Genomic DNA, 24,922 nt, shown 5'->3' with positions numbered 1-24,922 from the left:
TCATTTGACTCGTCATCATCATCCGTCGCTGCAATAATTCCCCCAGCAACTAAACCACCACCAACAATCCAAGGTAAAAGGCCAATTAATTTACTGCCTTCGACTGCTGGCAACAAAGCTTCCAGTCCCGGAATATCTTTAAAACCGGATACCCCATCAAACCAATATAGAGCACAGTTATCTTCTTCAAACACTAAGTCCGAAGCAACTTCGTCGTATTGAACAAAGAAGTTTTCAATAACAACAACTTCACCATTTTTGAGTTTTAGTACCAAGTTATTGCCATCACGGATAAACTCAGCCACATCATCGCGATGCATTTTGGTGTGAACAATAGACGCTTCGGTTAATGTGATATTCGCAGAATTAACCGTTGATTTACTTAATGAGTCTTTTTCAATAACAATAAAATTAGACATACTTTACCTACAATGACTGTATTAATTTTTTAAATGTTAATTACTTAGCAATACCTGTGATTTCAACAGTTACACGACGATCTGGTTGTAAGCAAGCTTTTAATGCTTCGCGCTCTTTTACAGCAAAGCAACCATCTGTCACAGGCTGTTGTTCACCTGCACTTGCAGTGCTTACGACATTCGCAGCCACACCATTTTGAACCAACAGGTTGCGTACAGTATCTGCACGGCTTTGACCAAGTTTTTGGTTATATTGATCATTGCCCAAACGGTCAGTATGTCCGACCAATTTAATTTCTCGTACAGTGGCATAACCAGAAGTAATTTTAGAAGCTAAATCAACGACCTCTTGGCGGCCTTTTGGCAATAAGTCATTTAATGAAGAACCATTAAATTTAAACAAGGTATCGGCTGATAAATTGACCTGCATTGTGGTTTCTTGTGTAGCTAGAACAGGAGGTTTATCTTCTGTCTTACAAATTAAAGCTTGCCCAGCATTAGAAATAAAAGGTTTACCTTCTGCATCCACAGAAAGTGTAAAGTCGCGTGAAGTCAACTTTTCAGGGTTTAAGTCCACATCACAGCTTTGACATGTATCTGTGGTACAGTTTTTCACTTTAAAATTATAATTCTCTGGTTTTAATTGATAATTCGCTGAATTATTAATATAAAAAGTGCCTGCTTGAATACTGTCTATATAAAACTCAATCGGACAGTTTTGTTGATCTGCTGTATCTTCGGCACAAAGCGCAGCATCACGTTTGACCTGAATCTTTTGGCTATTTTCAGCTTGTTCTTTTTGAAAACGTAAATTTGTCGGTTGTGAATATTGATTTGAGACACAAGCAACCATCCCCAACGACACAGCACTCACTAATAACGGCATTTTAAACATACAAAAAAACTCCGATTAACGTTCTATTAAATAATTATTCACCCCAATATCATAAACAAAAAAACACAAAAAAGTAACCCAAATAACCATAAAAAGCGAAATCAATCACACTTTTGTTCACAATAAATATTCAGCTTATTTGACGATTTTTCACCAAAAATTAAAAACCAATTGACAACACTCAGATGTAGTAGAATGAGACTTATTAAAATAGCTGAACGATAATAATTCCGTGTAAATATTAAGTTTTATCAATTTCAGACTTTTGGACAGCAACGCGATAAAATATACTTAACCTTATTTTTTCTACTTAAGCCATGCAGTTGAATACTCAAACCTTACGTGCTCAATTACGCCGTCAACGTCGACAGGTCCCCAAGCATCCGCAATTGCAATCCGAGTATCAAATTTTACAGCGCTTAATCAGGTTTAGTCCGTTCCAACACGCGAAACATATTGGCATTTACCTGCATGCATTTGGTGAAATTCATACCAGTAAAATCATTCATTACTGCTTGAACCATAACAAACATGTATATTTACCGATGATTTGTAGTATGAATCAACAATTGGTGTGGGTCGAAATTACACACAACCAATATTGCAACCAACGATTTTCTCATCACCCACTGGGCATGAAAGAACCGATGGCCAGTCGTGGTCAACATGTCGCCCATTTAGATCTACTTATTTTACCTTTACTTGCTTGTGATCACTTCGGCACGCGCATTGGGATGGGTGGAGGTTTTTACGATAAAACCCTCGCGACTGCACCAAAAAAGCCCTACCGACTAGGTCTTGCACATGACTTTCAATTAATCAATGAAACACTAAAAAGAGAATCATGGGATCAGCCTTTAGATGCACTTTTAACCCCCTCCCATCTTTTACGTTTTAAGCGTTAATTTGATATTTTTGACACTGAGTTGCACTTATAAATCACATATTTAGTCATTTTTTATACATTTTAATTGGCATGACCCTTGTAATTTAAAAAATACACATCACTATAAAAAACATGGCAACACCGTTGTCACTCATTAGGAGTGCCCATGTCTGAGATTATTATGAATGAAGAAAGCTTGGAAACTACAATTCCGAGCGTATTACCGCTCTTAGCGCTACGAGATGTGGTTGTATATCCTCACATGCAAATTGCACTGTTTGTGGGTCGTGAAAAGTCGATCAATGCAGTCAATGTCGCTCGTGACAGTGACAATCTTGTATTCGTAGTTGCACAAAAAGATTCGCTTACAGAAGAAATTGATCACGACAATTTATATCAATACGGTACTGTCGCGAAGATTGTGCAAGTTGTGAATCATGAGAATGATGAAAACTGTATAAAAGTACTGATTGAAGGCTTATATCGTGCCAAGTTAGAAAAAATTATCGATACCGATGATTACCTGACTGCCGAGCATTCATTAAGCCCAATGACGGTTTCTGTTGACTCAGAAACTCAGAATAATCGTGTGGAAGAATTACGCACCTTATTTGCTCAATATGCAGAAGCAAAATTGCGTAACGCACGTGAATTGATTGCAGCAGCCAATAAAATTGATGATTTGCTACAATTATTATTCTTCGTAGCAACACGCGTGCCTTTGAATATTGATGTAAAACAAAAATTCTTAGAGCATGATGAATTTGAAGCACATTTAGCTGAGCTGATGACGTATTTATTACAACAGTCAGAAGAACAGCAAATTGAGCAAACCTTACATGATTCTGTAAAACGCCAAATGGAAAAGAATCAGCGTGAATACTTCTTAAATGAAAAAATGAAGGTTATTCAACGCGAACTTTCTGACATGAATGGCGGTGCTGAAGATGACGTTGCAGAAATTGAAAAACGTCTAGCTGAAGCCGATTTACCTGAACATGTACGCAAGAAAGCTGAAAATGAGTTCCGTAAGCTAAAAGCAATGCAACCTGCTTCGAGCGAAGCTGCTGTCGTGCGTAACTATCTAGAAGTTATTTTAGATACGCCATGGAACAAAGCCAGCAAAGTCAGCATTAACCTTGCGAAAGCTCAAGATATTCTTGATGCCGATCACTATGGTTTAGACGACGTGAAAGACCGCATTGTGGAATACCTTGCTGTTCAATCACGTGTAAAAAAACTTCGTGGCCCAATCCTGTGCTTAGTTGGTCCTCCAGGTGTAGGTAAAACTTCACTCGGTGAATCTGTTGCCAAAGCAACTGGTCGTGAATTTGTCCGTATGGCGCTTGGCGGCGTGCGTGATGAAGCTGAAATCCGTGGTCACCGTCGTACTTATATTGGTGCTATGCCAGGTAAAATTGTGCAATCTTTGTCTAAGGTTGGCGTAAAGAACCCTCTGTTCTTACTCGATGAAATTGACAAAATGGCGCAAGACTACCGTGGAGACCCTGCTTCAGCATTGCTTGAAGTCCTAGATCCATCACAAAACAGCAAGTTCAATGATCACTACTTAGATCTTGATCTAGACCTTTCTGAAGTGATGTTCATCTGTACTGCAAACAGCATGAATATTCCAGAAGCTTTGCTTGACCGTATGGAAGTGATTCGTCTACCGGGTTACACCGAAGATGAAAAAGTGAATATTGCTGAACGTTACCTTGTTCCAAAAGCCATCAAGAACAATGGTCTGCGTGCAAAGGAATTAACCGTTCACGAAGAAGCCATTCGCGATATCGTACAACGTTATACACGTGAAGCCGGTGTCCGTAGCTTAGAACGTGAAGTGTCGAAAATTGCACGTAAAGTGGTAAAAGAAGCAGTGAGCAAGAAAGCGAAAAATCTTCAAATTGAAGTGAATTCGAAAAATCTTCCTGACTACTTAGGTCCACACAAATTCGACTTCGGTATGGCCGAAGAAGAAGCTGAAGTGGGTCGTGTAAACGGCTTGGCATGGACATCTGTTGGTGGTGAACTGCTAACGATTGAAGTTGCAGCAGTAAAAGGTAAAGGCAAGTTCATTACCACCGGTTCTCTTGGCGATGTCATGAAAGAATCGATCACAGCAGCGATGACCGTTGTACGTACCCGTGCAGATGAACTGGGTATTGAAGCGATTCGCTTTGAAGAAACTGATGTACACGTGCATTTACCAGAAGGTGCAACACCAAAAGATGGTCCATCTGCTGGTTTGGCCCTAACTACCGCACTTGTTTCAGCGTTTACAGGCATTGCGATTCGCCCAGATATTGCGATGACCGGTGAAACCAGTCTTGGTGGCCGTGCAATGCGCATTGGTGGTTTAAAAGAGAAACTTCTCGCTGCTCACCGTGGTGGCATCAAGCTTGTCTTTATCCCACAAGATAACGTTCGTGACTTGACTGAGATTCCAGACAATGTCAAAGAAGGTCTAGAAATTAAACCAGTGAAATCGATTGATGAGATTTTACCTCTAGCCTTGGTTGATATGCCTAAACCTCTTGCAAAGACACCGATTGTCAAAGCAACTGAAGGTGGCAAAGCTGCTCGTCACTAAGCGCTAGCAACTCGCAATAAAAGAAAAAAGCCCTGTTTCGACAGGGCTTTTTTCTATCTATTCTTTCATACTAAATATTCGAAAAATTTCATTCAAATCCTTCGCTATGACAAGACTCAAGACAACAGCTACAACTTTTGATTGGATTACTATTTCAAATTCGACATCAAGATCAATAATAGCCAATCAGAAAGTCTTACAAAATTTGAATGCTATTACTTGAAATATCGCCCTCTATCCCACATATATAGTAGAGAGATATACGCGCTGTATGTTTCTTTATTGGTTCCAATCACGTGTAAAAGCGTGATGATCATTGGAACAAGATGGTCATCTACATCTCCAGGTAGATGACCTTTTATCGCAGTCCACAGGCTTTCGGGGCTGCGTTTTTTATGTCATGTTTTTAAAGACACTCATTTCAAATTTAAGATGGTTTTTACTAAACCATCGATCACTTGAGCCATTTTGTCTAAGTTTAATTTATCCAGGGTATCTTGCTCAGTGTGATAGTGCTTATTACGATAAAATGCCGTATCAGTGATCATCATCGCTGGCATATCAAATTGCCAATAATTCATATGGTCTGAAAAATCCACACCCTGAATAAATGACGGTGAAATCAAGCGCTCACATTGTAGTTGCTTCAATGACTCCATCGCAGCACAATACGATGAGGTTAAGTCACGAGACTGAATGTTCCCCACCGATGCAATAAAATTTGTATGCGATGGATAAATCCATTTCAGCCCAACAGGATATTCTTGGGTGACTTTGGGATCAAAATAACCAATCATTTCTAGAATATATACACCTGAAATTTTATCTTTTTCCTTTGCTACCGATTTTGCATGGATAAAACTGCCCATCGACTCTGTTCTAAAATATGGCGGTTCTTCGAGGGTATAAAATACAAATTCAATATTTTGTTTTAAACGCGCTTTTTCAGCCGAAAGAATCCGTGCAGCTTCGAGTACACCTGCAACGCCAGAAGCATTATCATCAGCGCCATGCTGCTCCTCAAATACATCGTAGTGCGCACCAACGATCACTCGGTTGCTATGCCCTGCATTTAAGGGACAGACCACATTACGATATGGCTGGCTGTTTACGGTATAGGTTTGAAAACGACAATTCACACCAAATAAACGCATCTGCTCACGAATCCAAGCAGACACCCGGTTTAACTCTTGAATGTTCTTATAGTTACGATATTCAGCTTCATTACCAATAATTTGTTCTAAATAGACTTTTAAATTATCTGGTTCAGCGGTTCTAATATTGTTGGCATACGCCGCAAATGAACACCATGCAAAAATTGAAAGCATTGCTGCTTGCTTGAGCAAAAATAATTTACCGTCCTGCCATGTTTTTTTCATTGTTATTATTCCAATTTTCATCTTTGATCAAATCTGTTTATGCTGCGTATTTAAACAGCAAGCAGAACACGATTTCAATTGCAAATTGTGTCTGAACATACAAAGTGCAAGCGAACCGTTATAATGCTCTTTTGTATACTTTCAGGCGCTGTATGAAAATTCGTATTCTGACAATCGGTCAAAAAATGCCAGCATGGGTTCTGACGGGTTTTGAAGATTATTTCAAACGTATTCAGCCATTTGTTCAAACGCAAATTATTGAACTGCCTATGGCTAAACGTGGCAAGAACGACTCAGAAGCCGACATTTTAAAATACCGTCAAATTGAAGGTGACAGCATTTTAAATGCCATGAAATCGAATGAAGTGCTGATCGCCTTAGAAGTCGGTGGTCGTGAGTTTAGTACCGAAAAACTGGCTGAAACCATGAAAAGCTGGATGCTTGAAGGCAATGATGTGGTTTTAGCCATTGGTGGGCCAGATGGACATTCTGAAGCAGTACGTAAAGCAGCAGCATGGCATTGGTCTTTGTCTAAACTGACTTTGCCGCATCCTATGGTTCGTGTCATGCTCATCGAACAGCTATACCGTGCAATGAGTATTAACCATAATCACCCTTACCATCGTGCGGGTTAATCCGAACTGACTCCAGTATCTACAGCAAGTACAGCGTTGCAACAATGAAACAAACCGTTGAAATTATCCGAATTGTTACGCTGAATAATTTAGTGCATGATCATCATATTCCTTTAAACAACCAACGGCGACCGCGATGAATTTACAAACACTTCCAGGTTTATTTATTTCCCATGGCTCACCTATGCTTGCCATCAATCCTGAGCAAGTCGGTCCTGCGTTGGAACGTTTAAGCCTGAATCTTCCAAAGCCGGAAGCCATTATTATTATGTCCGCGCATTGGGAAAGTAACGCACTAGAAGTAAGTACAAGTGCCCGTCCTGAAACTTGGCATGACTTCCGTGGTTTCCCAGCGGAACTTTATGATATTCGTTATCCAGCACCGGGTAACCCAGAGCTTGCAGAAGAAATCCTTCATTTGCTTGCCAATGCAGGATTATCGGCACATGCCAACAGCACTCGTCCACGCGATCATGGCGTTTGGATGCCGTTATTGCATATGTATCCTGATGCCGACATTCCTGTAATTGAAATATCACTGCCGATGACCATGTCTGCGCAAGAGATCTATAAAATTGGACAAACGCTTGCACCTTTACGTGACAAGCAAATCCTGTTGATTGGATCGGGCAGTATTACTCATAACTTACGTGAATTGGCTTGGGATGGACGTGCAGCAGCCGTGCCTGAATGGGCGTCTACATTCCGTAATTTTGTGGTCAATAAGCTCACTCATCAAGATTTTGATGCAGTTCTCGATTGGCAAAATATCCCATTTGTGCAACGCAACCACCCAACGATAGAACACTTTGCACCCATCTTCTTTGCGATGGGTACAGGCCTCCGTTTCTCTATCGTTCACAGTAGCTTTAGTATGGGTTCGCTCGGTATGGATATTTATCGTTTTGATTAAGCGTGAAATAAACTTGATAGCTTGACTTATTCATAATTTATATTAATAAGTTAACAAATTATTATTTATGGATACATTTTGCTACTTATTTGAGCTGAATGTATTCATATTTTTTTAAAATGAATGGGTTATGCTACAGGCTGAAATTCACTTAGAACAGTTAGCGTAATGAAATTAAAATATTTAGCAATTGCCCTCTTCCCTTTAGCCCTTGCAGCATGTCAATCAAGCGATATCCAAAAAGCTGGAGATTTAGCCGTGAGCGTATTACAACAACAAAATGCTGATAAAACTTTAGCTTCATATCAATGGAGCACCTCCACTGAAAATGCACCAAAACCTTTGGTTTTAAATTTTCTAGAAAATGGCACTTTGGGTATTTCAACCAGCTGTAATAGCATGTCAACCCAATGGAAAGTGGAACACAATACACTTGTAACAGGTAACATTGCATCTACCATGATGGCGTGTCCTGATCATGCGATGAAACAAGAAGGACTTGCATCTTCACTCTTTAGTGACCGTAAAGCACCTTTTGTTTTAAATACCACAGATCCACAAAATCCAACGTTAACCATTATCTCTGCAACAGGTGAGAAACTGGTGTTCACTGGAAAATTAACACCTGAAACCCAATATAATTCACAAGGCGAAACGATTTTCCTTGAAGTCAGCCCTGAAACGAAACAATGTACAGGCGTTGCTCCACAAACTTGTTTGCAAGTACGTGAAGTGAAGTACGATGAAAAAGGCCTAAAAACACAAGTTGATAAAGACTGGACCTTATTTTACGATCAAATTGAAGGCTTTAAGCACACTCCTGCAGAACGCCAAATTATTCGCGTAAAACGTTTTGAACGTAAAAACCCTGCTGCTGACCAATCAAAATATGCCTATATTTTTGATATGTCAGTCGAACGTGAAGCCGTAAAAGGTACGTTGTAAGTTACAGCCGATAAAAAACCGAGGTCATCGCCTCGGTTTTTTTATATCTACACAACCGCAAACGCTGATTGGATATGCATAGTATTGAAATCACGATGTACTGTTCAGCCAACGCTTTAACGATGTTAATCTAAAGCTCCTTCTTGCAAATTACTGAATTCATCCTGACGAATCGCAATCAACAGACAGATATTTTTAAGCATACAGCGAATTACCCATTGACGCGATTTTGAAGCAGAACAATTAACTCAATAGACGTGGGTCCTCGTAGAGAATAACGTTCTCCCCCCCAAACCACACTCAAATTAACGATGGCAGTATGACATTCTTAGCGGCTGTAATTACATTGGCCACAATTATGATGTAGAAAAGCATACTTTGCGTTTTATAGGAGATGTAGGGAGTACACTGAAGTTCAGCACACAGTTACATCGGTCAGGGCTTCATTTTTAAACGTTTGCTCGACCAACCCTTAAATTTTCACTTCAGTGTTATGGATAGCGAAATCCAACTTACCCTGATGAGCACTAATTAACAATGCAATATATTCCAAACCATTAAGCCATAAAAAAACCGAGGCTTGAGCCTCGGTTTTCAGTTCAACTTACGGAGAACTTAGTAAACGCCTTGAGCAAGCATTGCGTCAGCACTTTTACGAAGCCTGCAATGTTCGCACCGTTTACATAGTTCACAGTACCATCTTCTTCAGTACCGTATTTCACGCAGTTGCGGTGAATTTCTTTCATGATCGCGTGTAGACGCTCGTCAACTTCTTCGAAAGTCCAACCCAAACGAATTGCGTTTTGAGACATTTCAAGACCAGAAGTTGCAACACCACCTGCATTTGAAGCTTTACCTGGTGCATAAAGAATTTTCGCTTCAACGAATTTCTCAACTGCAGCCAAAGTAGATGGCATGTTTGCGCCTTCAGCAACACAGATTACGCCATTAGCAAGAAGAGCTTCAGCATCAGCTTCATCTAATTCATTTTGAGTTGCACATGGCAGTGCGATATCACATTTGATTGACCAAGGGCGTTGACCTTCTAAATATTCAAAACCGTGCTTAGATGCAAATTCAGAAATACGGCCACGCTTAACGTTTTTCAATTCCATTACTTCAGCAAGAAGTTCAGTTGTGAAACCGTCTTTCACGTATACAGTACCAGCTGAGTCAGAAAGTGAAACCACTTTCGCACCTAAGTACATTGCTTTTTCAGCAGCGTATTGTGCAACGTTACCAGAACCCGAAATCGTTACAACTTTATCTTTAAAGCTATCGCCACGAGTTTTTAGCATTTCCTCAGCGAAATACACAGTACCGTAACCAGTTGCTTCAGGACGCGCAAGTGAACCACCGAAAGTTAAACCTTTACCAGTGAACACACATGCTGTGTCATTGCTTAATTTTTTCATCATACCAGCCATGTAGCCAACTTCACGGCCACCTACACCGATGTCACCCGCAGGGATGTCAGTGTTAGAACCAAGATGACGGTATAATTCGATCATTAATGCTTGGCAGAAACGCATGATTTCGCCTTCAGATTTACCTTTAGGGTCAAAATCTGAACCACCTTTACCACCACCCATAGGAAGTGTAGTTAAAGCATTTTTGAAAGTTTGTTCAAAACCTAAGAATTTAAGAATTGAAAGGTTCACTGATGGGTGGAAACGCATACCACCTTTGAATGGACCAATTGCTGAGTTGTATTGAACACGGAAAGCACGGTTAACTTGAGTTTGACCTTTGTCATCTACCCATGAAACACGGAACTGAATTGCACGCTCAGGCTCAACAAGACGTTCTAGCAAACCGTAGTCAGCATATTGTGGGTTCTTTTCGATGAATGGCCAAAGGCTCGTCATCACTTCTTCAACAGCTTGAAGAAATTCAGGTTGATGTTCATCACGTGTTTTAACGTAGTCTAGGAAGTCGTTAAGGCTGTTATATTTCAACACTTAATCCTCAGCAGATGTATGGATCAAAATTGATCACAATTTTGATCAAAGATATATTTTGGCGCAAAATATTAAATATCTTTTGTAACTAATCAGCAATAGTTTTTTTAAAAAATCTTTAAATTCTTTAAAGAACAGCGATTTAAATTGATTACTCAGATATTTTAGTTATAAATATTATTACTTTTAGGAATATTTTAATGAATTATTTTGCTCATTTATGATGCATCTATAGACCCATTTTTGCGCACAGCAATTCATACTGAAACATGCTAGAATTCAACGTCCTCTTTGGTTTTTCTCTGCCTTCATTTGTACTCGCGACTACCCATGACTTCTGAAATTTCCCTCATCCAACAAATTGATGCCCTATTGCCACAAACTCAATGTGGACTTTGTGGACACCGAGACGGCTGCTTACCCTATGCCAAAGCCATCAGTGAAGGAGAAGAAGCCAATAAATGTATACCCGGTGGTCAACCTGTGGCAGATTCACTAGCAGCGTTATTAAATCGTCCACACTTAACAGCAGAAGCCAGCGTTTGGCCAATCCAAAGTGATGGACGCCCGCAACGGGTTAAAGCTGTGATTCGTGAGGATGAATGTATTGGTTGTACCAAATGTATTAGTGCCTGCCCTGTTGATGCCATTATTGGCTCAGGCAAATTGATGCATACCGTCTTGACGGATTTATGTACGGGCTGCGAACTCTGCATTCCACCTTGTCCAGTGGATTGTATCGACCTTGTCGAAGAGCTTGATCAAGTGCCATCTGAAGCCGCTCGAATCGCAGAACAGAATGATTTACGTCGCCGCTACTATGCACATATTCAACGTGAGGAAAAGCGCAGAATTCATCGTAAAGGCCCAGTCGTACGTGCTGAAATTGACACGGAACTTTTTGCCCAATTTTCGACCCAGACAGACTCGGTACCGGTCATTGAAGTCGTGGAAAAACCTGCTACGCCAGTCGTTCAACTCGATGCAAAAACCACCATTAAACTTGCTAAAATTCGAACACAAATTAAGAAATTAGAAAAACAACTGAGTGTTCGAGACGATGCAAAAAAACGTGAGTTACTCCATACGCTCACGCAACAATTAACACAACTGCAAGGGGCTTAATCATGGCTGTTAAAAACATGACTAAGAAGCAAATTCAAACTTTTTTTGAACGCTTACGTGAGCAACGCCCCAACCCGAAAACCGAACTCAATTATAGTAGTCCATTTGAACTTTTGGTGGCTGTTACCCTATCGGCCCAGGCCACAGATGTCAGTGTCAACAAAGCCACAGACAAGCTTTTTCCAGTAGCAAATACTCCTGAAACTATTTATGCGTTAGGTGTTGACGGACTGAAGGAATATATCAAGACCATTGGCCTGTATAACTCAAAAGCGGAAAATGTCATTAAAGCCTGCAAGATGCTCATTGAGAAGCACAACAGCATCGTTCCGAATAATCGTGCAGATTTGGAAGCCTTACCTGGCGTCGGTCGTAAAACTGCAAATGTGGTGCTGAATACTGCTTTTGGACAACCGACCATGGCCGTTGATACGCATATTTTTCGTTTAGGTAATCGTACAGGATTGGCTGTCGGCAAAAATGTTTTGGAAGTCGAACACCGACTCGTCAAAGTCATCCCCAAAGAGTTTATTGTTGATTCACATCATTGGCTGATTTTACATGGACGCTATTGCTGCATTGCCCGCAAACCCAAATGTGATGAATGTATCGTGTCTGATGTATGTAATTGGCCTGACCGTTTTGACTTTGGCGCATTAAGACCGATTAAAACCACCCAAATTGAGGATTAATCTCTTCAATTTGGGAGTTGATGAAATTTGTAAGAATTAATTTATCGAGTCGATGCTTAATTTTTATCTTGTTTTTTGTGTTTTTTATTAAGCTCTTGCTGCAGCTTTGGATGTAAGCGATATTGCTTCGGGTTCAGTTTAGCTTGCTCTACTTCTTCCACTTGAACCTTACGCAACATTTTAAAGCTGACAAATAATAAGCCCAATAACACCGCCACAGCGATGATGACCATTATAACCAAAGCAAATTTCATAACAGATTCGCCCTAAAAGCCACATAAAAAAAGAGCCCCACTATGCAGTAGGACTCTTTGATTGTCAAAAATTCAAAAAAGTTGAATTATTTAGACTGATCTAAAATCGCGAACAAATCAGTTTGAACTTGATCGATTGGACGAAGACCATTTAATTTGTCATAAGTCGGTGCGTTTTCGCCAGAAGCTGCACGACCTTGGTAGAAACCAACCAATTGCTCAGTTTCAGCGTGGTAAGAACCTAAACGCTTACGAATTGTTGCTTCTTGGTCATCCGGACGTTGAACAAGATCTTCACCAGTTTCGTCATCTTTACCTTCCACTTTTGGTGGGTTGTAAACGGTGTGATATACACGACCAGATGCAGGGTGTTGACGACGACCAGATAAACGTTGAACGATTTCTTCGTCAGGTACATCGATTTCAATTACGTGATCGATGCTGATACCTTCGTTTTCAAGCGCTTCAGCTTGTGGAATCGTACGCGGGAAACCGTCGAAAATGCAGCCGTTGACACAGTCAGGTTGAGCAATGCGTTCTTTTACAAGACCAATAATAAGCTCATCAGATACAAGGCCGCCATTATCCATGACGCTTTTAGCTTGTAGACCTAATTCAGTACCTTCACGAATCGCAGCACGGAGCATATCACCGGTTGAAATTTGTGGGATATCGTAGCGCTTACAGATCAACTGAGCTTGTGTCCCTTTACCTGCTCCAGGTGGTCCGAGTAATATAATGCGCATAAAAAAACATCCTCATTTTAAACATTGTATATGACGCTATGTAGTGATCTAAACCCAAGATTCAGATCATCTTCCAGCATCTAATTATAAGAAAGCCACAAACAAATGTATTGTACCCGCGATAAAACCGGTTACACCACCCAAGACAATTAAAATCCATTCGTCTTCCTGAAATGCAGGACGTAATAGATTTTGAAATTCTTTCGGTGTTAGCTCACGAATACGGTCTCTAAACATTTGAAAGATTTTCTGTGCACGGCTCGCATTAAACGCAGGGTCGCATACAGGCACCATCGTAATTTCAATTGAGCGATCGATCAAGTCTGTCTTGAGTTTTGCGTACTCTTTTGGACCTAAAGACAACTGTAATGAGGTACGAACCAGTGGAGATTCCATAATTTCATTAATATGACGTTTCACAATGCGACGGGTCTTATCTTTCTTCCCGCCATACATCATTTCGGTCATGATGGATTTTAACGTAATTAGGTCTTCTGTGACTACACTTGCGAATACATCCGAAACTTCTTCTTGGCGTTTCATAAACGCACCTTGAACATTGTACGTTCCAATACGTGGAATCACAGGTTTAATCCAAGGAAATTTACGATCTTTAGTTAATTCAAATAATTGTAAATACTTAAGGGGGTGCGGCTCAATGGGATTAAATACCATCCAGATGGCAATCCAGTTGGTCAAAAACCCCCAGATTGCTGCCCAAAATGGAACCGTCCAATGCCAAGGCACCACAAACCAAACGATCATCTGGAAGATACCAAAGAACATCCCAATCAAGGCACTGATATGCCAAATAAAGTTGATTTCTTTTTGGCCAACTTTAAGGAACATACGCACCATCAAGAGACGATCCGCTTCCATTTGGCTCACCACCATTTCACGCATATCAACAAGTGACTCTACGTTCATGGTCAGTTCGGTCACGAGTTCTTTTAAGGTATTTGGCAGCTGTTTGTGTGCTTGGGCATAAATACGACGTTTAATCGAATACGGTAGGTTTTCCCAAAGCACCGCATTTCGGTCTAGCATGACTTCATCAATCAAATGTTCAAGCTCAAAGCCAACTTGTTCACCAATGATGCGCGCCATGTCCTCAGGATCCATTGCATCCAAAAACTCACGCAAGGAACCCAATTTAGACAATGTATTATCAGTAATAATGCCAGAAATACGTCCAGCTTTTCTTGGCACAATCCCCTGCCATCCCACGGGTAATGGACCTAAATGGAATCCCCAGAAATTAATCGGGTAAAACACCATTTTCAGTGCCATCCAAACGTGTGCCCAGGTAACGAATGCGGTAACGGGGATAATACTCAGCACAGCCCAAAAATCGGGACGTTGCAAAAAGGTTTGCCACAATTCGTTAACGTACTCAAGCATGCATAACTTCCATATTTAATTTTATTCAGTGAGTGCGGTTATAAAATAAAGTTGATTATTTTCACTACAAACCGAAACTTAAAGTATATGAGATTTGTAGTCTCGGTTCGGTTTCCACAATCACATTACCTGATTTGTCTTCTAATTTTTCACCCGCACCCAAGCCTACACTAAACGTACTAATACGCTCGGCACTCAACATCACATAAGCAAGATCGATACCACCACCTAAACGCGCTTCATCTTCACCATCTACTTTCTTGGAGTCGATGTGGCCCGCATAAGCTCCGATATAATAACCATTTTTATCTTTGCCAGTGAAATGAACGGGGTAACGAAAGCCGACTTGCCCACCAGGTGTTTTATCATCGTTCAAGAAAACACCAGCTTTTGCATAGGCAATGCCATATGGGTTTACCCACTCACCATTCACGTGAATAATTTTTGAGTAAAACCTGCTCCAACATTCCATGGTTGATAACCCTTACCTGTTAACTTTGCCTCAGGTAAAAATGAATTGTCATTGGCATGTGCGATGCTTCCGAGCATCATAAATGCAAGCAATGGATATAATTTATTCATTGTTTTCACAAACTTCCTTAGTATTATTTTTTGGAATATTCCTTTTTTATACGTTTCGACTTTAGCAGAATAATATGAACTGTTATACACAAAGCCCCATATTTTTCATGTCTGCAAAGTCAAAATATAGACTGCAATCACAGCAGAGTCTTTTTTATTTATCAAAAAAATGTCAGTTGCGCTAGAATATGCCTCTTCCGTTATTTTAGCTCTCAGTCTTTAAGTCGATCGCGTATGAAGCAGCATTATCCTTTAAAAAATGTCCAGCAAGAAAAGCGGATTTATCGTAATCGCGTGGTGATTTCGATAGGGATTGTCTCCTTCTTTATGCTGTTGCTTGTGGCACGATATGCATATTTGCAAATAAAAAGTTATGAGACCTTTTCGACTGCTGCCGATCAAAACCGAATTCGATTGCAACCGCTTGCGCCCTCACGTGGTTATATCTATGACCGTAATGGTGTGTTATTAGCGGATAATTATCCGGTTTTCTCAGCAACCATGAGCCGTGCGGATGTTGAAGACATTGATGATACGGTAGAGCGCCTAACGCCTCTGTTAGAACTAACTGATGAAGACATCGAACGTTTCAAAAGTCGGATTAAAACCTCTAAAAAGACTGAACGCGTTTCGATTAAACTGAATTTAAATGAAAATGATATCGCCCGTTTTAGTGAGGTGAAATATCAATTCCCGGGTGTCAATATAGAGACCCAAATGACTCGCTACTATCCACATGGTGAACTGTTTGCCCATGTGATTGGCTACGTAGGTCGTATTAATGACAAAGAACTAAAAACGATTGATAAAGATTTATACGCTGGCTCAAACCTGATCGGTAAAATTGGCGTTGAAAAATCATACGAACAACTTTTACATGGTATGCCGGGAAATGAGTCGGTTGAAGCCGATGCCTTTGGTAATGTGTTACGACATCTAGGTCGTAAAGATCCGATTCGTGGTAATGACTTATATTTATCCCTAGATTATGGACTGCAAACGGTCGCGTCAGAGCAGCTTGCAGGTCGACGTGGTGCAATTGTTGCGATTGACCCACGTACTGGAGAAATTCTTGCTCTCGCTTCTAGTCCAAGTTTTAATCCTAACTTATTTGTTACCGGGATTAGCAGCAAAGATTATTCTGAACTGCGTGATAGCCTCGATCAGCCATTATATAACCGTGCCGTGCAAGGGGCTTATCCACCGGGTTCAACGATTAAGCCAATGTTTGGTCTAGGTGGTATTCATTATGGTCTAGTGGATTGGAGTACTGCCATTTCAGATCCGGGCTATTTCACGCTTCCGGGTGACAGCCATCGTTTCCGTGACCACAAAAAAACTGGTCATGGCTCAGTTAATTTACACAAAGCTCAAGTCATTTCCTGCGATACCTACTTCTATGTCTTGTCCTATCGCATGGGCATTGAAAAAATGAATACTTGGATGCGTCAGTTTGGTTTCGGTGAAAAAACCGGTGTAGATTTACCAAGTGAAAGTACGGGGCTATATCCAAATCCTGAATGGAAGCTCCGCACACGGAAGTCCAACTGGCTTAAAGGTGAAACCATTTCTGTCAGTATTGGTCAAGGTGCATTTACAGCAACACCATTACAACTGGCGATGGCAACTGCCATTACTGCCAATCAAGGCTCTCATGTTACACCTCACGTTTTGCGTGAAAGTAAAGGTGCTAAAGTCCACAAAGTCCATAACGCCCCGAATGGTCGCATTCAATTTAATGGTAAGCCAGATGATTGGATCAAAATGCGTGATGCCATGATTGATGTGGTTCAAACAGGGACCGGTCGTGGTATTCGCACCCCAATGTATCAAATCGCAGGTAAAACAGGGACTGCACAGGTTAAAAGTATTGCCCAAGGTAAACGCTATAACGAGTCCTTATTGACAGAGCGTCAACTTGACCATGGTTTATTTGTTGGTTTTGCCCCTGCGGAAAAACCTGAAATTGCGATTGCCGTCGTTTGGGAAAATGGTCGTCACGGTGGTTCTGCTGCTCAAATTGCGAAACCAATGTTTGACTATTGGTTATTAACACGTAAAAAGAATCCAATTCGTCCTGCAGGCCATCAAATTAGCGGTGGTCTCATGACTGCAGGTCTAAAACCGAGTGAATTACCAAGCGGCTCGAATATTTTATCTGCCGATCCAAATGCAAGCCCAACTGCACAGCAGAACAACAGTGCCACTCAACAACCAAATACTGCAAATGCCCAACCTCGTGCTGCCAGTGCCGCACATGCAACTGATGAGGAATAATTCATGAAAAATCAATTAAGAATCATTGGGGGTGAATGGAAACGCCGTCAACTGCCTTTTGCCAGTATTGACGGTTTACGCCCTACACCTGACCGTGTCCGCGAGACATTATTTAACTGGCTCATGTGGGATGTTCAAAATGCCAAAGTTCTCGACCTGTGTACTGGTTCAGGTGCTTTGTCGTTCGAAGCTCTTTCACGTGGTGCAGCAGAAGCCGTTTTAATTGAACCTGATCGCATCCAAGCGAAGTTTCTCATGGACAATTTAGAACTCTTAAAGGTGAGTAAACAACGTGTGCAACTCAAAAACTTGACAGCTCAACAAGCCATCCCTAACTTGAAAGACCAATTTGATCTGATTTTCTTAGATCCCCCTTATAGTCTTGATTTATGGCAACAACTTGCTGAGTTGGTCGATCCGTGCATTGCAGACAATGGTTTAATTTATATCGAAGCTGACCGTGATCTTGCTCAGTTAAAACTCCCGAGCACTTGGCAGCAAATTAAACAAACCAAAGCTGGAAGGGTGCGTGCAGGCTTATATAAAAAGGCTTAATGCAAATGCAGACAATAAGAAAGGACGCCAACGCGTCCTTTTTTATTGCTTGAAAATCATTAAACCTGTGGTCGAAGTGGACGTTGGCTGTTAAATCCACCCGTGTTTTTAGCTTTATCTACGGGCGTTACTTTAGGACGTTGTTGCTGCGGTTTTTGCTGCTGAGGTTTACTTGTATTAGGTTTAGCCGAAGTCTGAGGCTTTGAGCTTGGACGATGCACATTTGACGGATGCTGAGATGAAGGATTCTGTACATTCGGGTTATGCGCATTTGGTTTATATATATTGTCTGGACGGTTATTCGAATTCGGTCGTGGTGAGTTTGGTCGATGTTGCGGGCTATTCATTCGACCATATGAACGGTCATAACGCTGACTTGAGTCATAGCTCTGTCCGTATGAACCACCATATTGACCTGAATAACCATATTGATTTGCATAACCGTATCGATTCGATTGGTATCGGCCATCATCAAATGGCGCCACGACACACCCTGTACATGTAACTGCAACTACAGATAGCAAAGCAACTTGTTTAAGCATGTGTAGCACTCGTCTTTGATGAAGAGCATTTTCAATTATCGAAATGAATTCAATCGGAAGTCTGTGTACATATGCTGTATTTAAACATTCATGTTTTATTCATGGTTTGACATCCAATTTTGCTACATTTGCTCAGTCAGCCACATTTATATAGAAAAATTCACTACAATAGTGCCACGTATTACAAAGCTGTAATTTAATGACTTGGCTGATTTTTATTCTTGGTGCCATCTTTGCGGGATTCGTACAAGGATTAACAGGGTTTGCATTCGCCCTTATCGCAATGTCATTTTGGGTTTGGATACTCCCCCCACAAATAGCCGCACCCTTGGTGGTCTGCGCTTCAGTTTATAGCCACTTCATTTCATTATCATCAGAACGTAAAAGCATTCCGATCAATAAAAAAATCATTTATACCTATTTAATTGCAGGAATTTTAGGTGTGCCGCTAGGTACCTATTTATTAGACAGCATTAATCCAGATACATTTAAATTGGTTTTGGGCGCTTTTTTAATGTTTTGGTGCCCAATTTTATTTTTTAATCCTAAATTTTCATTCATCCAAAAGACAGGGAAATGGGCGGATTCTTGTATCGGATATATTGCTGGAATCTTGGGTGGTCTTGGAGGCTTTTGTGGTGCATTACCCTCTGCATGGCTCATGCTGAAAAATACACCCAAAGCAGAACAACGCTATATTTTGCGGCATTTCAATTTAGCCATTCAGCTCGTCACACTTATCAGCTATCTATTACGAGGAATCATCCATCGTGAACATCTCCCCTATTTAGCTGTGCTGTTGGTGATTATGGCTTTTCCCGTGATTTTTGGTGCCAAACTTTTTTATCACATTTCAGAACGCCAATTTAAGCATATCGTGTTAGGGCTATTATTTTCTTCAGGCTGCTTCTTGGTGACGATGAGTATCTTAAGCTGATAACTCAAAACCGAAAGATATTTATCCAAGTCATTCTAGAAAAACCCCTTCTCAGTTAGACATTCACATCTTGTAACAATGACACAGTTCACATTTAAATAAAAATTAGCCAAATGGTAAAAAAGTAATTAATTTTTCTGACGAAAATTAATAGAATATTGCACCTCATAATTTTGCTTAAAATAAAACCATGAAAAAGTTCATCCTGCTTGCAGGTGTAACTCTGCTTAGCGGCTGTATGTTTGGCACGTCCAGCGAAATTAAAAAAGCTGAAAAACTACTCTCACATTTTCAGTGCAATAATATTGAAAGTTCACATATGACTCATAGCTCGATTACAACTTTCCATGAAGAAAAACTAGCATCAAGCAAACAAAAAGTCGTGTCTTATATCGATAGCTATAAAGAAGGCGAAAAATTATTTCGTATTCCGCTCATCGATGTGGTTGACCAGCAATACATTATTTATAAGGCGGCATGTCAAAATCTGGGCGGTATCCATCCCGACTTTAATGATTAAAATCAATATAAAAATCTAAACAGAAGAATCTAAATAGCAGAATCTAAACATAAAAAAGGACAGCCCATGCTGTCCTTTTTTATTGGTTTGTTGGATTAGTGATAGCGTGTATCGACACTGAATTTTTCAGGAAATTTGGCATGTATTTGCGCATAGAAACCCATGATTTCCGCCATATCTTTTTCATAATCACCTGTAGGATAAACAATTTTACCCACACCCGTTTTTTTCTGCGCATAGTCCATATAAGCTAAAGCAATCGGTACACCTGCTTGCATAGCAACATGATAAAAACCGGTTTTCCACTTCTCTTGTTTAGCGCGTGTCCCTTCAGGCGTTACCAACATGACTAATTTCGGATGATGCTTAAATAAGTCAGCCATCAGCTCAACCATACTTTGACGTGCTTCACCATCTTGTTTTGGACGACGATTAATACCAATTCCGCCCATAGCACGTACAAAAGGCCCAAACGGGAATTTCATATAACTGTCTTTAATCGTGATACGAACATTTACCCCTAAAGCTTTCAGGGCAAGGCGTGCATAAAGTGCATCCCAATTACTGGTATGTGGCGCTGCAATCATGACACATTGGTCGATATTTAAATCCCAATGGTTATCAATTTGCCACCCCATTAAGTTCAGACTTTTTTCCGCTGTTTTTTCAAACACAATTTGCACCGACAGTTTTTTCTATGCCGCAGAGTTTAACAACGCAAAATAATTATAAAAGCCTATATCGTTCAGTTATTCACCAATTAATATATAAATGTCCTTTAGCGTTCACTTTTAGGTAAATCACCAATATTTCACTATTTACGAATTTTAAAAATCAAATGTCTGTTTTGATGTATTAACCAAACACACAATTGTTAACAGGAATAGGCTATTTTTCTTGAGCAATAAAAGTCACGCTTAGCATTATATTGGGTACATACGGTGTATAAATCTCATGAAAAAACTAATGCTCGCTCTCTGTATGGTCAGTGCAACCTTAACGGCATGTTCAAAAACCAGCAATGAATCTGAAACTGCGACACCCCCAGATAATAATGTCATTGCCAATACAGACGCAGCCTCAGAAAGTCCGATTGCCACAGGTGATAACACCAAAAATGCACTTGATTGGGCGGGTGAATATAAAGGAATTCTGCCTTGCCATGATTGCAAAGGGATTGAAACTGAGCTTGAACTCAAACTCGATAAAAGCTATGAGCTTAGCCAAGAGTTTTTAGGTAAGCCTACGAACACTGAAAATAAGGTGAAAGGCAGTTTTAAGTTCTTGCCAGATCAACCTGGAATGATTCAACTTGATGCCGAGGGCGACAATCGAATTTACTTTGTAGGTGAAAACTTTATTGAGCTTCGTGGTAATAAAGGTGAAAAACTAGAAATGCCTGAAGTAAATCTTAAACTCACCAAAAAGCTTGATTAGTGTTTTATCTAACATTTGTAGTCATATGTTAGTCATAAAAAATCCCCGCAAAAGCGGGGATTTTTTGTTTAATCTAAATGTATCAACGGGTTAATTATTTTCCGCCAAATACATAAGAAAGACCTACACGACCACCAACTTCGCTACCACCTGCAACACCGATTGCAGCGCTAAGTGAAGTACGGCCATCAGCAAATACGCTTGCAACACCTAAAGCACCAGCAGACTCACCTTCATAGTGACCTACACCACCAAATACTGCGAATTGACCAGCACCGATGTTAGGAATTTGTTGTTGAGCAGCTAATGCAATTGCCACACCACGGTAAGCAGTTTTTTCTACGTCATCAACACGTGAATTTAATTGATCAACACGAGAATTTAAGTTAGCAGCAGTAGTATTGAACTGAGTTAGACGAGCGTCAACTTCAACAATTTTAGTGTCTACTTCAGCAACTTTAGCATCGATAGCTTCTGTTGCTCCTGCTACAGCAGTATCAACTGAAGTTTTAATACCATCTACAATACTAACACCGCCAATTTGATAGTCAGCAGCATTGATCACGCCAGTAGTTGTAATGCCACCAGCAGTAATTGTAGTTTTCTCAACTGTTGTTTTACCATCAGCAGTTACAGTTTTGCTAACTTCAGTACCGTACTTGTTTGATTTGTCATCATTAGTACCAATTACACCAGTTGAAACTTGTTGTTTAGTTTCAGAAACTAATTCGCTGCTGTTTTGCTTACCAAATTTTTCTGTATCTGCACCTGTACTAGATGTAACACTTGCATCAATACGATCTTCTTTAGTCGTAACAACTGATTCTTTATAAGTAACATTTTTATTTGTTACAGTATTATGCACAGATGCATTGTTAACTAGACCAGTTGTGAAGTTAGCTGTACCAGTTTTATCGTGCGTACCGACTGCTGGAGTTGCACCTGCGTATGCAACTAACTGATTATTAGCACCGACTTCATACCATTGTGTAGTAAAATCTGTACCTGGTACGTCGTTATATACTTCTACTAATTTTTTACCACCAACGTTATAACTACGTGTTTTTTGTGATACTGAAGTTTCACCACTACGGCTATTTACAAGCACACTTCCGTCAGTCTGTAATATTCCACTATTTAAATCAGCTAAAGCAATACCATTACCAGTCATCATCACAACATTATTGTTGTCACGAGCACTTACACCATAGATGTTTTTTGCTGGATCTAGGTAAGGATCTGCACCGTCAATACCATTTTTGTAATCGCCAGTATTTGCAATGATACCCGACTGTACATAACGAAGATCATTTGAAACAACGCCGTTAACTCCATCGAATACAGCTTCAACTGGTTGATTATTCGCAGTCGGTGTTACAACGTTACCTTGTGCTTGACCAGCAATTTTACCTGTTTGACCTTGGTAACCGTAAAGTACGTGCTCACCATTGATTACTTTATTTTCATAACCAGTATTAGTTGTGAAATCACTACCTTGTAACTGACCACCACGCTCTAGCGACCAAATTGATTTATCTTGAATTGCTTCAGCACTAATTTGATTATTAGCAACTAATACATTGTTTGCATTTAACGTAAATGTACCAGGTACATATTGTTGTGATTCAACTTGTTGCAAACGGTAGACAGTAGTGCCATCTTTACTTGTATATTTAAATACGTCGTATTTAAAATCAGTTCTACCTGCTTCACCAGTAACTGCCTTTGAACCTAAATCAATACCAACCCAATCATTAGCACCATTGGTTAAATTTTCTAGAGTCGGTAAATAGTCAGAAGTAATTCTATTATTACCTTGTGTATTAGTATTATAAGTAGAAGCTAATTCACTGTGTACTGGAGCATATACTAGGTTTGAATTTGCAATTTTGGTACCAGTAATACTATCTACAAAAAAATTATCACTGTTCACAAACTTATCATCTATAAGATTTTCTGTCACTTGAACAGGTTTTGCTTCTTGAACAACGACTGCTGCATTTACGGTTGATACTGCTGCTACTGCTAAGCTTGCTGCTAGAAGTGATTTCTGAAATTTCATACAAATTCCTTCAATTTTTATAAAAAGACTGGTAGACCCTAGGATGATGTTTACCAGCGAAACTTTTACGAATGCGTACTTATCGTCTGGAGAATCCGCAATTCATAGCCAACCGCCCCTGCGGTTCTGTGGCAATAATATACAAAATGAAACATTAATATCAATCAAAATTTGATTTATTTTTAAATAAAAAATACTTCAATTCTTTTTTTTATACAAAAAATACTATAATTTATTGTTTTTTTTGATATTTTTTATATAATACAATTAATATTAAAGAATTATATTTCCTTTAACTTTTACTCTTTAATCAATCAATATTTGATTGCTCGTAAACACGTATCGTTTATCCTCCTTACAAAAAATTACTCTTATTTATCAATAATTAGACGAAAAATGATTGTTATTCATTTGGCTATTTCCTACAATCAACAATTAAAATTTACCGAACTCTTATCAACATTCTGTTACACTTAAGAGTCCTTAATTATTGTAAGCAGAATCAATGAAATATGAGTAATCTACAAGAAAAGTTAGCTTTTAGTGAACGCTTGAAACAGGCACTAATAGATTCAAATCACCCTATTAGCCCAACTTATTTATCAAAAGAGTTTAATCATAGATATGATGGCACTCCTGTTTCAGTGCAATCGGCAAATAATTGGTTATTAGGTAAAGCGATTCCAAATCAAGATAAACTGGCTATTCTTTCTATTTGGCTCAATGTCACTAGCCAATGGTTACGCTTTGGCGACAATACATTAGGATCATCCAATCTTGAGTCAAATGATCAATCAGAACTTGATTATTTTTTAAAATTTCGGACATTGAATGCAAGTCAAAAACAAATCATTAAAGATCTAATTGACCAATTCATTCAGAGATAGAAGTATCTTTATTCAATAATTTTAAATATTTTTTATTTTCAACTTCGTAATAATTAATTCTCTCTTCATAGTCACGTATTGTCTTATAAAGCATCTGTAACTCTTTTTTACTCACGAGAATTTTTTCACAATTGGGATCGAATACTTTTGAATGTTTATTCATACATTTTATTCGCTTACCGTCTTGATTTATCATTGCTATTCTTATAAAGAACATATTGATAAAATCATAAATTAAAATTTTAAATATTCCAATATATAAATCATACAAATCAATAA

The 24,922-nt window shown here is 39.6% G+C and carries 22 protein-coding genes and 2 pseudogenes; 13 read left to right on the top strand and 11 right to left on the bottom strand.

The window, feature by feature from the left end:
• Both AVJ20_RS14110 and AVJ20_RS14105 read right to left on the bottom strand, forming a co-directional pair.
• A partial coding sequence (locus tag AVJ20_RS14110; protein ID WP_162689773.1) for a BapA/Bap/LapF family prefix-like domain-containing protein occupies positions 1-419 on the bottom strand: 419 nt, incomplete at its 3' end.
• Between the two features lie 40 nt (positions 420-459).
• Positions 460-1,314, bottom strand: coding sequence for an OmpA family protein (locus AVJ20_RS14105; RefSeq protein WP_086178794.1), 855 nt, complete (start codon positions 1,312-1,314; stop codon positions 460-462).
• A gap of 317 nt (positions 1,315-1,631) precedes the next feature.
• Between AVJ20_RS14105 and AVJ20_RS14100 the strand changes: the two genes are divergently transcribed.
• Positions 1,632-2,219: a 5-formyltetrahydrofolate cyclo-ligase gene (locus tag AVJ20_RS14100; RefSeq protein ID WP_111885671.1), complete on the top strand. Its 588-nt coding sequence runs from the start codon at positions 1,632-1,634 to the stop codon at positions 2,217-2,219.
• A 147-nt stretch (positions 2,220-2,366) separates the two neighbouring features.
• Positions 2,367-4,793 (top strand): endopeptidase La, encoded by a 2,427-nt coding sequence (lon, locus tag AVJ20_RS14095; RefSeq protein WP_111885670.1) that lies wholly within the window; start codon positions 2,367-2,369, stop codon positions 4,791-4,793.
• A gap of 416 nt (positions 4,794-5,209) precedes the next feature.
• On the opposite strand, the gene AVJ20_RS14090 is transcribed toward lon, so the two are convergent.
• Positions 5,210-6,172: a M20/M25/M40 family metallo-hydrolase gene (locus AVJ20_RS14090; protein ID WP_416240553.1), complete on the bottom strand. Its 963-nt coding sequence runs from the start codon at positions 6,170-6,172 to the stop codon at positions 5,210-5,212.
• Between the two features lie 152 nt (positions 6,173-6,324).
• Between AVJ20_RS14090 and rlmH the strand changes: the two genes are divergently transcribed.
• From rlmH to AVJ20_RS14075, 3 genes are all read left to right on the top strand, one after another.
• Positions 6,325-6,807: a 23S rRNA (pseudouridine(1915)-N(3))-methyltransferase RlmH gene (rlmH, locus tag AVJ20_RS14085; RefSeq protein ID WP_111885669.1), complete on the top strand. Its 483-nt coding sequence runs from the start codon at positions 6,325-6,327 to the stop codon at positions 6,805-6,807.
• A gap of 136 nt (positions 6,808-6,943) precedes the next feature.
• The gene (locus AVJ20_RS14080; protein ID WP_111885668.1) at positions 6,944-7,720 is read left to right on the top strand and encodes a dioxygenase; all 777 of its coding nucleotides are present in this window, start codon (positions 6,944-6,946) and stop codon (positions 7,718-7,720) included.
• 168 nt (positions 7,721-7,888) lie between these two features.
• Entirely contained in the window at positions 7,889-8,665 is a 777-nt protein-coding gene (locus AVJ20_RS14075) for an META and DUF4377 domain-containing protein (protein WP_111885667.1), read from the top strand.
• A 615-nt stretch (positions 8,666-9,280) separates the two neighbouring features.
• On the opposite strand, the pseudogene gdhA reads toward AVJ20_RS14075, so the two are convergent.
• Positions 9,281-10,626: pseudogene (gene gdhA / locus AVJ20_RS14070) on the bottom strand (NADP-specific glutamate dehydrogenase).
• 330 nt (positions 10,627-10,956) lie between these two features.
• On the opposite strand from gdhA, the gene AVJ20_RS14065 reads away from it, so the two are divergent.
• Both AVJ20_RS14065 and nth read left to right on the top strand, forming a co-directional pair.
• Positions 10,957-11,751 carry an RnfABCDGE type electron transport complex subunit B gene (locus AVJ20_RS14065; protein ID WP_111885666.1) on the top strand — a complete coding sequence of 265 codons (795 nt, stop codon included), beginning with the start codon at positions 10,957-10,959 and terminating at the stop codon, positions 11,749-11,751.
• Positions 11,752-11,753: 2 nt separating this feature from the next.
• Entirely contained in the window at positions 11,754-12,443 is a 690-nt protein-coding gene (nth, locus tag AVJ20_RS14060) for an endonuclease III (protein WP_111885665.1), read from the top strand.
• A 56-nt stretch (positions 12,444-12,499) separates the two neighbouring features.
• Here nth and AVJ20_RS14055 read toward each other — a convergent pair whose 3' ends face one another.
• The 4 genes and pseudogenes from AVJ20_RS14055 to AVJ20_RS14040 form a co-directional block, all read right to left on the bottom strand.
• Entirely contained in the window at positions 12,500-12,697 is a 198-nt protein-coding gene (locus AVJ20_RS14055) for a hypothetical protein (protein ID WP_111885664.1), read from the bottom strand.
• 86 nt (positions 12,698-12,783) lie between these two features.
• Complete coding sequence (adk, locus tag AVJ20_RS14050; protein WP_078189866.1) at positions 12,784-13,443, bottom strand: adenylate kinase; 660 nt, start codon at positions 13,441-13,443, stop codon at positions 12,784-12,786.
• 84 nt (positions 13,444-13,527) lie between these two features.
• Positions 13,528-14,844, bottom strand: coding sequence for a hypothetical protein (locus AVJ20_RS14045; protein WP_111885663.1), 1,317 nt, complete (start codon positions 14,842-14,844; stop codon positions 13,528-13,530).
• 64 nt (positions 14,845-14,908) lie between these two features.
• Positions 14,909-15,426 (bottom strand): annotated as a pseudogene (locus AVJ20_RS14040) (hypothetical protein).
• A gap of 234 nt (positions 15,427-15,660) precedes the next feature.
• Here AVJ20_RS14040 and mrdA point away from each other — a divergent pair.
• Together mrdA and rsmD are read left to right on the top strand one after the other, a co-directional pair.
• A complete protein-coding gene (gene mrdA, locus AVJ20_RS14035; RefSeq protein WP_111885662.1) occupies positions 15,661-17,703 on the top strand; it encodes a penicillin-binding protein 2 in 2,043 nt (680 codons plus the stop codon).
• A 3-nt stretch (positions 17,704-17,706) separates the two neighbouring features.
• On the top strand, positions 17,707-18,258 hold the full coding sequence (gene rsmD / locus AVJ20_RS14030) for a 16S rRNA (guanine(966)-N(2))-methyltransferase RsmD (protein WP_111885661.1): 552 nt from the start codon (positions 17,707-17,709) through the stop codon (positions 18,256-18,258).
• Between the two features lie 59 nt (positions 18,259-18,317).
• On the opposite strand, the gene AVJ20_RS14025 is transcribed toward rsmD, so the two are convergent.
• Positions 18,318-18,800, bottom strand: a complete 483-nt coding sequence (locus tag AVJ20_RS14025) for a hypothetical protein (protein ID WP_111885660.1) — start codon at positions 18,798-18,800, stop codon at positions 18,318-18,320.
• A gap of 199 nt (positions 18,801-18,999) precedes the next feature.
• Between AVJ20_RS14025 and AVJ20_RS14020 the strand changes: the two genes are divergently transcribed.
• Positions 19,000-19,737 (top strand): sulfite exporter TauE/SafE family protein, encoded by a 738-nt coding sequence (locus tag AVJ20_RS14020; RefSeq protein WP_111885659.1) that lies wholly within the window; start codon positions 19,000-19,002, stop codon positions 19,735-19,737.
• A 190-nt stretch (positions 19,738-19,927) separates the two neighbouring features.
• Positions 19,928-20,257, top strand: a complete 330-nt coding sequence (locus AVJ20_RS14015; RefSeq protein ID WP_111885658.1) for a hypothetical protein — start codon at positions 19,928-19,930, stop codon at positions 20,255-20,257.
• Positions 20,258-20,352: 95 nt separating this feature from the next.
• Here AVJ20_RS14015 and AVJ20_RS14010 read toward each other — a convergent pair whose 3' ends face one another.
• Positions 20,353-20,931: a 1-acyl-sn-glycerol-3-phosphate acyltransferase gene (locus tag AVJ20_RS14010; protein WP_171319294.1), complete on the bottom strand. Its 579-nt coding sequence runs from the start codon at positions 20,929-20,931 to the stop codon at positions 20,353-20,355.
• A 280-nt stretch (positions 20,932-21,211) separates the two neighbouring features.
• Between AVJ20_RS14010 and AVJ20_RS14005 the strand changes: the two genes are divergently transcribed.
• Entirely contained in the window at positions 21,212-21,694 is a 483-nt protein-coding gene (locus tag AVJ20_RS14005; RefSeq protein ID WP_111885657.1) for a copper resistance protein NlpE, read from the top strand.
• 94 nt (positions 21,695-21,788) lie between these two features.
• On the opposite strand, the gene AVJ20_RS18750 is transcribed toward AVJ20_RS14005, so the two are convergent.
• Positions 21,789-23,756 (bottom strand): YadA-like family protein, encoded by a 1,968-nt coding sequence (locus AVJ20_RS18750; protein ID WP_228157218.1) that lies wholly within the window; start codon positions 23,754-23,756, stop codon positions 21,789-21,791.
• 512 nt (positions 23,757-24,268) lie between these two features.
• Between AVJ20_RS18750 and AVJ20_RS13995 the strand changes: the two genes are divergently transcribed.
• Positions 24,269-24,643 (top strand): hypothetical protein, encoded by a 375-nt coding sequence (locus tag AVJ20_RS13995; protein ID WP_111885656.1) that lies wholly within the window; start codon positions 24,269-24,271, stop codon positions 24,641-24,643.
• Positions 24,644-24,922: the final 279 nt, after the last annotated feature.

The sequence above is a fragment of the Acinetobacter sp. CFCC 11171 genome (assembly GCF_003268405.1).
Classification (GTDB): domain Bacteria; phylum Pseudomonadota; class Gammaproteobacteria; order Pseudomonadales; family Moraxellaceae; genus Acinetobacter; species Acinetobacter amyesii.
This window is presented reverse-complemented; position numbering and strand designations above follow the sequence as displayed.

Bases quoted from the DNA above. Each gene is read 5' to 3' on its own strand.
- AVJ20_RS14105 (WP_086178794.1), bottom strand. From the start codon at position 1,314: ATGTTTAAAATGCCGTTATTAGTGAGTGCTGTGTCGTTGGGGATGGTT.
- AVJ20_RS14100 (WP_111885671.1), top strand. From the start codon at position 1,632: ATGCAGTTGAATACTCAAACCTTACGTGCTCAATTACGCCGTCAACGT.
- lon (WP_111885670.1), top strand. From the start codon at position 2,367: ATGTCTGAGATTATTATGAATGAAGAAAGCTTGGAAACTACAATTCCG.
- AVJ20_RS14090 (WP_416240553.1), bottom strand. From the start codon at position 6,172: ATGAAAAAAACATGGCAGGACGGTAAATTATTTTTGCTCAAGCAAGCA.
- rlmH (WP_111885669.1), top strand. From the start codon at position 6,325: ATGAAAATTCGTATTCTGACAATCGGTCAAAAAATGCCAGCATGGGTT.
- AVJ20_RS14080 (WP_111885668.1), top strand. From the start codon at position 6,944: ATGAATTTACAAACACTTCCAGGTTTATTTATTTCCCATGGCTCACCT.
- AVJ20_RS14075 (WP_111885667.1), top strand. From the start codon at position 7,889: ATGAAATTAAAATATTTAGCAATTGCCCTCTTCCCTTTAGCCCTTGCA.
- AVJ20_RS14065 (WP_111885666.1), top strand. From the start codon at position 10,957: ATGACTTCTGAAATTTCCCTCATCCAACAAATTGATGCCCTATTGCCA.
- nth (WP_111885665.1), top strand. From the start codon at position 11,754: ATGGCTGTTAAAAACATGACTAAGAAGCAAATTCAAACTTTTTTTGAA.
- AVJ20_RS14055 (WP_111885664.1), bottom strand. From the start codon at position 12,697: ATGAAATTTGCTTTGGTTATAATGGTCATCATCGCTGTGGCGGTGTTA.
- adk (WP_078189866.1), bottom strand. From the start codon at position 13,443: ATGCGCATTATATTACTCGGACCACCTGGAGCAGGTAAAGGGACACAA.
- AVJ20_RS14045 (WP_111885663.1), bottom strand. From the start codon at position 14,844: ATGCTTGAGTACGTTAACGAATTGTGGCAAACCTTTTTGCAACGTCCC.
- mrdA (WP_111885662.1), top strand. From the start codon at position 15,661: ATGAAGCAGCATTATCCTTTAAAAAATGTCCAGCAAGAAAAGCGGATT.
- rsmD (WP_111885661.1), top strand. From the start codon at position 17,707: ATGAAAAATCAATTAAGAATCATTGGGGGTGAATGGAAACGCCGTCAA.
- AVJ20_RS14025 (WP_111885660.1), bottom strand. From the start codon at position 18,800: ATGCTTAAACAAGTTGCTTTGCTATCTGTAGTTGCAGTTACATGTACA.
- AVJ20_RS14020 (WP_111885659.1), top strand. From the start codon at position 19,000: ATGACTTGGCTGATTTTTATTCTTGGTGCCATCTTTGCGGGATTCGTA.
- AVJ20_RS14015 (WP_111885658.1), top strand. From the start codon at position 19,928: ATGAAAAAGTTCATCCTGCTTGCAGGTGTAACTCTGCTTAGCGGCTGT.
- AVJ20_RS14005 (WP_111885657.1), top strand. From the start codon at position 21,212: ATGAAAAAACTAATGCTCGCTCTCTGTATGGTCAGTGCAACCTTAACG.
- AVJ20_RS18750 (WP_228157218.1), bottom strand. From the start codon at position 23,756: ATGAAATTTCAGAAATCACTTCTAGCAGCAAGCTTAGCAGTAGCAGCA.
- AVJ20_RS13995 (WP_111885656.1), top strand. From the start codon at position 24,269: ATGAGTAATCTACAAGAAAAGTTAGCTTTTAGTGAACGCTTGAAACAG.